Raw genomic sequence first — 8,745 nt, 5'->3', positions numbered from 1 at the left:
CCCTTCGTCGTCGGTGTTCGTCGTTACGCGGCGGCCAGGTCCGGGACCTTGGTGGCCGGGTCGTTGTCGGCGGCGGCTGCGAGGGCCGGCACCAGGATGTCCAGCGCGAAGAGCAGCGCGTTGGGGCCGCTGTAGGACAGCGCGCCCGACAGCGGCGTCTCGAACGTGGTGTAGAGAGTGCGGTCGGTGGTGACGACCTTCAGCTTGGCGAAGACCGGCGAGGCGGTCATCGTCGCCTTGGTCGCGCCGTTGACGAAGAGGATGTCCTTGTCGACCAGGTCGAGCCGCTCCTCGCTGATCTCGTCCTTGTCCGTCTGGGCGGCGAAGCCGAGGGCGTCGAACAGGGCGCGGCGCGGGTCCTTGGCGGCGATCAGCCAGTGCGTGCCGTTCTCCGGGCCGAAGTCCTCGACGAGCACCTTGCCGGCGAACTCCGGGTGCGCCTTCTTGACCTCGGCGAGCTTCGCGTTGACCTTGTCGACGAGCGCCTTCGCCTCGGCCGACCTGCCCAGGGCCTTGCCGGTGGTGAGGGTCTGCACGTCCCACGGGGTCTGCTCGTCGGCGTAGTCCTTTGACTGCACGACGGTCGGCGCGATCTGGCTGAGCCGGTCGTACGTCTCCTGGTTGATCGTCTCGTAGATGGCCAGGATCAGGTCCGGCTTCTCCTTGAGGATCGCCTCGAAGTTGATCTCGGCGGAGAACGTCGGCAGCGCCTTGCCGCCCAGCGCCGACTTGACCCACGGGTAGTTCGGGTACTCGGTGAACCACTCACGGGTGCTGACCGGCGTGACGCCGAGCGCGATCGCGAAGTCCTGGTCGTTCCAGCCGACGGTGAGGACGCGCTTCGGCTCGGACTCGATCTTCGTCGATCCGAACTTGTGCTCGATCGTCACGGGGAAGGCGGCGGGTGCGGCGGACGCGCTCGCCGGGGCGGCGGTCTCCTTCTCGTCGCCGCCACACGCGGTGAGGGAGGCCGCGGCGAGGAGGGCCGCGGCGGCGAGCGCCGTATGGCGCAGCCAGTTCCTGGATCGGGGGGCGCGGATCATCAAGGCTCCTTGGAGGGGTTCGGGTTCGCAGCCGACGCGTCGGAGGGCGGCGCGACGAAGCAGGAATGTAGGTTAGCATTGCCTAACTTCGGTTGGGCTTCTCGTGTCCACCCCTTTGGAGAGGACGACTCAATGCAGCGCACCCTGCTCGGCGGCAAGATCCATCGCGCGACGGTGACCCAGGCGGATCTGCACTACGTCGGATCGATCACCATCGACATCGTGCTGCTGGAGGCGGCCGGCCTGGTCGAGGGGGAACAGGTGCAGGTCGTCGACATCGACACCGGCGCGCGCCTGACCACGTACGTGATCGAGGGCGCCCGCGACAGCGGCGTCATCGGCATCAACGGCGCCGCCGCCCGGCTCGTCTCACCCGGCGACCTCGTGATCATCATGTCGTTCGAACTCGTCGACGACACCGAGATCGCGCGGCACCGCTCCCGCGTCGTGCACGTCGACAAGGCCAACCGCATCGTCGAACTCGGCACCGACCCGGCCGCTCCCGTCCCCGGCGCCCCCGATCAGCGCCCCGGGCGCGACGCGGCCGTCCTGACGCCGAGCCGCTGACCTCATGGCCCCGCCGTCGAGGGACGACATCTGCACGCTCACGGTGTGCCGTGACTGCTGCTGCGGCAGCCTCGACAAGCACCCCGACGTCGACCACGACGGGCAGCTCGCCGCGCTGCGGGCCGGTGCCGGCAGGCACCGGGTGCGGGTCAGCGAGTGCCTCTCGGTCTGCGAACGCTCCAACGTCGTGGTGGTGCAGCCGTGCCCGTCCGCCCGCCGCCGCGGGGCCAGACCCGTCTACCTGGGCGACGTCCTCGACGACGACGCGCTGGATGCAGTGACGTCCTGGCTCACCGCCGGTGGGCCCGGCGTCGCCGCGGTGCCCGGCCGGCTCGCCGGCCATGTGTTCGACCGTTCCGCGGCCGAGGTCGGCTGACGCTCGTGCCTCCGGCTGCCCGGTTCGGGGCGGCCGGGGGCAACTGCCGTCGTGCTTCCCTGGTGCCTGCCGTCGTGCCGTGGGCACTTCCGGAGATCGTGTCTCATGGCGGATGCTGGCCCGATGGTCACCGGACTCGCGCGGCACGACGACGTCACCATCGCCTACGAGCGGCTCGGCCCCGCCGACGGCGAACCGCTGCTGCTCATCATGGGCCTCGGCATGCAATTGGTGTCGTGGCCCGACGAGCTCTGCGCGATGCTCGTCGACCGTGGCTTCAGCGTCGTGCGGTTCGACAACCGCGACGCCGGGCAGTCCACCCACTTCTCGCACGCCGGCAACCCCAGCATCCTGCAGCTCTTCGCCCGGCCGCGGGCCGTCGCGCCGTACCGTCTCGCCGACATGGCCGGCGACGCCGCCGCGGTCCTCGACGCCGTCGGCTGGCCCAGCGCGCACGTGGTCGGCGCCTCGCTCGGCGGCATGATCGCCCAGGCCCTCGCGATCGGCCACCCCGACCGGGTGCGGACCCTCACCTCGGTCATGTCGACCCCGTCGCCGCGGATCGGCCGGCCCCGCCCGGGTGCCCTCGCCGCCCTCGGCGAACGGCCCGCCACCAACCGGGACGAGGCCGGTGAACGCATGGTCCGGGTGTTCCGGGTGATCGGCTCTCCCGGCTACCCGCACAACGAGGAGTGGCTGCGCGACGTGGGCCGCCGCGCGTACGACCGGGGGCACGACCCCGCCGGCGGCCGTCGCCAGCTCGCCGCGATCCGCGCCTCCGGTGACCGCCGGGCGGCCCTCGCCGGGGTCCGCGTGCCGACCCTGGTCCTGCACGGCGACGCGGATCCCCTCGTCCGCCCGTCCGGCGGCCGGGCCACCGCCGCCGCCGTGCCCGGCGCCCGCCTCGTCGTGTACCCGGGCATGGGCCACGACCTGCCACACCCGCTGTGGTCGGACATGATCGACCAGATCAGCAACCTCACGGGCGTCGCCCGCCGGCCCGCCTGACCGCTGACCGCTGGCCCGCCTGACTGCCGGCCCGCCTGGCCGGGTCGGCCGTTCACCCGCCTGCTTGGCCGGGTCGCGGGTCGGCCGTTCACCCGTTGGCTGGGTGACCGTCCGCTGCTTGGCCGGGTCGGTCGTTCACCCGCTTGCTTGGCCGGGTCGCGGGTCGGCGTCCGCCCGCTTGGCCGGGTCGGCCGTCCAGCCGCCTGGCCGGGTCGGCCGCCCTCAGGCTGCCCGAATGCGTTTGCGTGGCTGCCTAGGATCGGGGGCGTGACCCAGCCGACGGAACCCACGACCGCCGCCATCGGGCGGGGCGACGCGGACTGGCTCGCCGCCAACGTCGACGGCACCGCCTGCCCGCCCGGCCTGCTGGCCCGACTTGCCCGGCACGCCGATCCGCGGCTGCGGCTCCTCGCGGTGCGCTGGCTCGGCGAGCGCCTGGCGGGCGAACCCGACCCCGGCGACGAGGTCACGCGGCTCCTGGCCGCGCAACCGGCCCGGCTCCTCCCGGACGATCCGGGCCGCGTCGACGGGACACCGGAGGTCGCCCTCGCCACCGCTGACCTGTTCCAGCGCCACGGCCGGCACCTGCCGGCCGCTGCCTGGCCGCGCTGGCGGGACGCCACCGTCCCGGCGGTGGTGCGGGTCGCCTGGCTGCGGGCCGAGCTGCTGCACCTGCCCGGCCGGCTCGCCGCGGAGCCGCGCGGCGAGGCGCTGTATCAGGCCGTGGCCGGGCTGCGGTGTGCCGGCGTGCCCGACCCGGCCCGGCTCGTCCAGGAACTCGCCGGCCGCGACGACCCCGTCCTGCGGGCCGCCGCGTTGCGACTGGGCCGGGAGGCGCTGCACGCCGCGGTCCTCGCCCCGGCGCCCGCCCGCCACCTGCTGGTCCGGCTCCTGGACAGCACCGACCCGGCGGTCCTCGCCGGCGCCCTGACCGAGCTGGCGCAGCCGTGGGCCGCCGTCGACCCGGCCACCCCGCACCGCCTGCGCGGCCTCCTTGCCGGTGCCGACCGGGGCGCGGCCGTCATCGACGCCGCGGTGAACGCCGCCGCCCGGCACGGCCTGCGGGACGCGCTGCTCGACACCGCCGCCGACACCGGCCGGCCACCCCGCGCCCGGCGGCGCGCCCTCGCGGCGCTCGGCGACCTCCTCGACCGCGACGACATCCCCGCCGTTGTCGAGCTCGCCGCCGCCGACCCGCTGCTGCTCGGCCAGCCCGCCGTCGTCTGTCTCGCCGCCATGCACCACCGCGGGCTGTTCCCCAGCGGTGACGCGGCCACCGGCATCGTCGGCCTCGCCCTCGCCGACCACACGATTTCCGCCGCGACGGTGACGATGCTGCTGTACCCGGCCCGCCACCCCGTCCAGGCCACCCTGCTGGACGCACGGCCGGCCGACCCGACCTGGCCGCGGCGGCTGGCACTGCTGGTCGAGCTCGCCCGCCAGGGCCCGCCGGACCTCGACGTCGGCGCGGCTGTCGCAGGGCTGCTGCCGGCCGCCGCCGCCCTGGAGCCGTTCCTCGCCGCGCTCCGGGACCTGCGCCACGCCCCCGCCGAGGACGCCGTCCTCGCCACCCTGCCCAGGGCGCCCGCCGCCGCGTTGCACGCGCTGGAGGCGATCGGCGGGGCCAGGACGGTCGCCGTGCTCGCCGGTGCGCTGGAGGGCGACGGGGTGGCGTACCTGCGACCATGGCGACACCAGGCACTCGAACTGTGCTGGCGGCTCGCCGCCGACCCGGCCCGCCGGCACGCGCTGCTGCGCCGGCTCGACCCGGCGACGCTGCCCGACGCCGTCGCCGCGGACCTCGGGCGGCCCGACGAGCGCGAGCTGGCGGTGCTGCGCGCCCGCACCGCCCCGGACCGGCCGGTCGACGCCCTCGTCGAGCTCGCCCGCACCGCCGACACCGGCACCGTGCCCGCGCTCACCGAGGTCCTCGGCCGCATCGTCGCCGAGCTCGCGATCGCCTGGGACACCCGCGGCAACCCGCCGGGGCAGCGGCACACCCTCCCCGCCGACCTGGCCGACGCGGTCGCGGACCCGGACCGGCCCGCGGACGCCACCCAACCCATGCCCGTCGTGCCGCAACGGGTCGTCGACGCGATCTGCGCCCTCGGCGGACGCCTGCACCGCCTCGGCCGGATCCGGCCGGTCTGCCTGCTCGACGCCGGGTCCGCGGCGGAGGCCGGCGACGCGCTCGTCGCGAGCATCGCGCTGGACCTGCTGGACCGGCCGAACGCCACCCCGACCGAACTGGCCGTGCTGCTGGAGGTGCTGCGGCGGGCACCGTACGACGGGACCCCCGCCCGCGTCCACCGCCTGCTGCGCCACCGCGACCCGCACGTGCGCAAGCACACCATCGGGCTGCTCGCCCACGACGGTGGCGGCGCCGAGGCGCTGGCCGCGACCCTGACGGTGCTGACGGCCGCCGCCGACGTGCAGACGGCCCGCCAGGCGCTTGCCGCGCTCGGCCAGGTCGGCGCCCGGTGGGCCGCCCACGCCGTCGCCGCCTGCCTCGACCACCCGAACATGAACGTGAAGAAGGCGGCCGCCGAGGCGCTGCGCACCGCCGGCACTCCCGCCACCGTCCCGCACCTGCTCGGCTGGCTCGGCCGGCACGACAACCCCGGGCTGCGCACCGCGCTGATGTCCGCGCTGCGGGACCTGCTCGCCGACGCCACCACCGCGACGGTCCTCGCCGCGGCCGAGCAGGCCGACCCGGGCCGGACCCGCGACCTGCTCCTGGAAGCCCTCGACCGCGCCCTGCCGGCCCGAGCGGTCGCGGCGCTCACCGATCAGGGCTCACCGGCAGGCCCCGGGTTGCTGCGCCTCATCGCCTCCGGTCGGGTACGCCTCAGCGCCGGCACCATGGCCGACCTCGCCACCCGCATGGCGGCGCACGGCGTGACCCCACCGCCCGCCTCCCCGGCCACCGCCCCGCACCCCGACCTCGTCACGCTCACCCGCGACGGCTGGCACGACCGCGTCGCCCGCCGGGTGGCTTCGGGACACGACCCCGCAGACCTGCCCGAGGCGCTGCTGCCCGCGCTGCGGCGGCTGCTGCCCGACTGGCTCCGGCTCGCCGCGACCGACCCGGCGATCCGCCCGCCCGTGCTGCGCCTCGTCCTGGGCTGCTGCCCGGCACCGTGGACCGACGCGGAGCGGGCCGCGTTCACCCGGTCGCGGCAGGTCCTCGTCGCCGGCCTCGGCGAACTGCCGCCCGCCGACCGCGACGGGCTGCTGGCCGTCCTCGAGGACCTGGCCCCACACCTCACCCCGACGGCCGCCTTCGACGTGGCAACCGAACTGCGGCGGGCACCGGCGACCCCGGCCGGGCACCGCAGCACGCTGCCCCTGCTCCGGCTGTGCGGCGCGGTGCTCACCCGCGCCGACGTCGAGCGGGCCCTCGCCGACGCCGCGCTCGGCGCCGACCCCTGGCTGGGCGAGGTCCGGGTCCTGCGCGAGGCGTTCGCCGTGCCCGAGCCCCCGGCCCCGGCCGCGGCGGGTCCGCGGCTGCCCGCCGCAGCGGGTCCGCAGTCGTCCGCTCCGGCTGGTTCATGGCTGCCCGCCGTAGCGGGTCCGCAGTCGTCCGCTTCGGTTGGTTCGTGGTTGTCCGCCCGGGCCGGTTCGCCGTTGTCTGCTTCGGTTGGTTCGCGGGTGTCCGCTTCCGCTGGTTCGCGAGCGCCCGCTCCGGTCGGTGGGCCGCTTGCCGCCCGTAACTCGCGGGAGCGGCTGGCGGCGCTGGTGGAGGCGTGGCCGGCGACCAACTCCGCTGACCGGCCGCGGCTGCTGGACCGCATGGCCGACCTCCAGCCGATCGACGCCCCACCGTGGACCATCGACGAGGAGGCGCATCGTCCCGTCCCGCCCCCGCGGACACCACACGACGGCGACCTCGACCAGCCGCGCTCGGCCGTCCATCGCGCCCGGCTCCTCGACCAGCTCGAACACCCCGCCCCGGGCACGACCCAGCGCCGCCTGGCGGTCGAGGCGCTGCGGTCCTGGCCCGAGCCGGACATCCAGCGCCGGCTGCTGACGGCGCACCTCCGCGGTGACGCCGACGTGCCACCCACCGCCGCCCTGGCTCGCACCCTCACCGCCGCCGACCTCACCGGCCAGACTTCCGCCAGCCTCGCCGCGACCAGCTCGACCGCCGCTGACCGCATCGGCGCCGACCACGCCGCCGCTGACCTCACCGGCCAGACTTCCGCCAGCCTCGCCGCCGCTGACGCCGCTGACCTCGCCGCCGCCGATCTCGCCGGCCCTGCCGCGGACCTCGCCGCGACCAGCTCGACCGCCGCTGACCGCATCGGCGCCGGCCACGCCGCCGCCGACCTCGCCGACCACGCCGCCGCTGACCCCGCTGACCTCACCGACCTCGCCGCCGCAGACTCCGCCGACCTCGCCGCCGATCTCACCGGCCAGGCCTCCGCCAGCCTCGCCGCTGCCGGCTCGACCGCCGCTGACCGCATCGGCGCCGACCTCGCCGCCGCTGACCTCACCGACCTCGCCGCCGCCGATCTCACCGGCGCTGCCGCGGACCTCGCCGCTGCCGGCCACGCCGCCGCTGACCTCACCGACCTCGCCGCCGCAGACTCCGCCGACCTCGCCGCCGCTGACCTCACCGACCCCGCCGCCGCAGTCCCCGCCGACCTCGCCGCCGCCGACCTCACCGGCGCTGCCGCGGACCTCGCCGCTGTCGGCTCGCCCGCCGCTGACCTTGCCGCCACCGGCGGGGCCGCCGCTGATCTCGGTGGGAACGGCCTGCCCGATGCCGGCGTGGCGAGGTCCGATCTGGCCGCCGCGTACCTCGGTGCGGCCGGGCTGCGTGCCGTCGACCGTGCCCCGTCAGGCTCGGCCGGCATCGATCTGGGTGGGGGTGGCACGGGCGAGGCGGTGCTGGTGCGGGCGGTGCGGCTCGCCGCTCATCTCGACCCGGCGGGGCTGGCGCCGCTCATCCCGGCCCTGCAACGGCTCCGGGAGCACGGCACGCCGGACGTCCGGACCGCCGCCGACGCGGTGCTGCGCCAGCTCCCGGACCGCATCCGCGCCGGCGTGCTCGGTGAGCCGCTCGACCCCTTGCTCGTGCCCGCGCCGGTCGAGCCAGGGCTGCCGGCCGCGCTGCTGGAGCACCCGGTGCGACCCGCCGGTGCCGGCCCGCCGACCCGCAAGGACCTGCTCGACCGGGCCCGCGCCGGTGACGCCGGGCAGATCCGGGTCGCCCTGGCGGCGCTCGCCGAGACCAGCGGCGACGGTGACACCGACGTCGCCGAGCTGCTCGAACACCTGTTGCGGCACCCCGAGTCGAAGGTACGCCTGCACGCACACCGGGTGTCGCGGCAGGTGCTGGACCGCCCGGTGTACCTGCGGCACAGCGAAATCCTCCTCACCGACCCACAGCCGGACATCGTCCGCGCCGCGATCCGGGCCGTCAGCGGCGCCACCTGGACCCCGGCGATCGGCGCGGTCGTCGGGCTCCTGCTGCACGCCGACCCGACCGTACGGCGGACCGCCGAGGCCGGCCTGACCCGCTTCGGCCAGGCCGCCGTGCCCGCGGTCACGAAGGCCGCCGGCCGCGCCCGCCCGGATCGCCGCGCCGTCTACACCACCGTCCTGGCCACCCTCGCCGCCACCGCCGACCCGCCCTCCTGACCCCACCCTCCCGGTGTGCCCGGCTTGAACCGGCCCGGACGGCCGGTGCGCGACTTCGATCATCGGGACGCGATCCACTCCGGGGGCGCAACGAAGCACCGGCGA

General features: G+C 76.2%; 5 protein-coding genes. 4 read left to right on the top strand and 1 reads right to left on the bottom strand.

Annotated features, from left to right (window positions below):
- Positions 1-23: 23 nt before the first annotated feature.
- The gene (locus tag ACFPIJ_RS14160; RefSeq protein WP_380115255.1) at positions 24-1,043 is read right to left on the bottom strand and encodes an ABC transporter substrate-binding protein; all 1,020 of its coding nucleotides are present in this window, start codon (positions 1,041-1,043) and stop codon (positions 24-26) included.
- A gap of 132 nt (positions 1,044-1,175) precedes the next feature.
- Between ACFPIJ_RS14160 and panD the strand changes: the two genes are divergently transcribed.
- From panD to ACFPIJ_RS14140, 4 genes are all read left to right on the top strand, one after another.
- Positions 1,176-1,610 carry an aspartate 1-decarboxylase gene (panD, locus tag ACFPIJ_RS14155; RefSeq protein ID WP_380115254.1) on the top strand — a complete coding sequence of 145 codons (435 nt, stop codon included), beginning with the start codon at positions 1,176-1,178 and terminating at the stop codon, positions 1,608-1,610.
- 4 nt (positions 1,611-1,614) lie between these two features.
- The gene (locus tag ACFPIJ_RS14150) at positions 1,615-1,986 is read left to right on the top strand and encodes a hypothetical protein (protein WP_380115252.1); all 372 of its coding nucleotides are present in this window, start codon (positions 1,615-1,617) and stop codon (positions 1,984-1,986) included.
- A 123-nt stretch (positions 1,987-2,109) separates the two neighbouring features.
- A complete protein-coding gene (locus ACFPIJ_RS14145; protein ID WP_380115251.1) occupies positions 2,110-2,994 on the top strand; it encodes an alpha/beta fold hydrolase in 885 nt (294 codons plus the stop codon).
- A 267-nt stretch (positions 2,995-3,261) separates the two neighbouring features.
- Positions 3,262-8,640 carry a HEAT repeat domain-containing protein gene (locus tag ACFPIJ_RS14140; RefSeq protein WP_380115250.1) on the top strand — a complete coding sequence of 1,793 codons (5,379 nt, stop codon included), beginning with the start codon at positions 3,262-3,264 and terminating at the stop codon, positions 8,638-8,640.
- Positions 8,641-8,745: the final 105 nt, after the last annotated feature.

The sequence above is a fragment of the Dactylosporangium cerinum genome (assembly GCF_042653625.1).
Lineage (GTDB): Bacteria > Actinomycetota > Actinomycetes > Mycobacteriales > Micromonosporaceae > Dactylosporangium > Dactylosporangium cerinum.
Note: the sequence above shows the minus strand (reverse complement) of the source record. Positions and strands in the feature narration are given on the sequence as shown.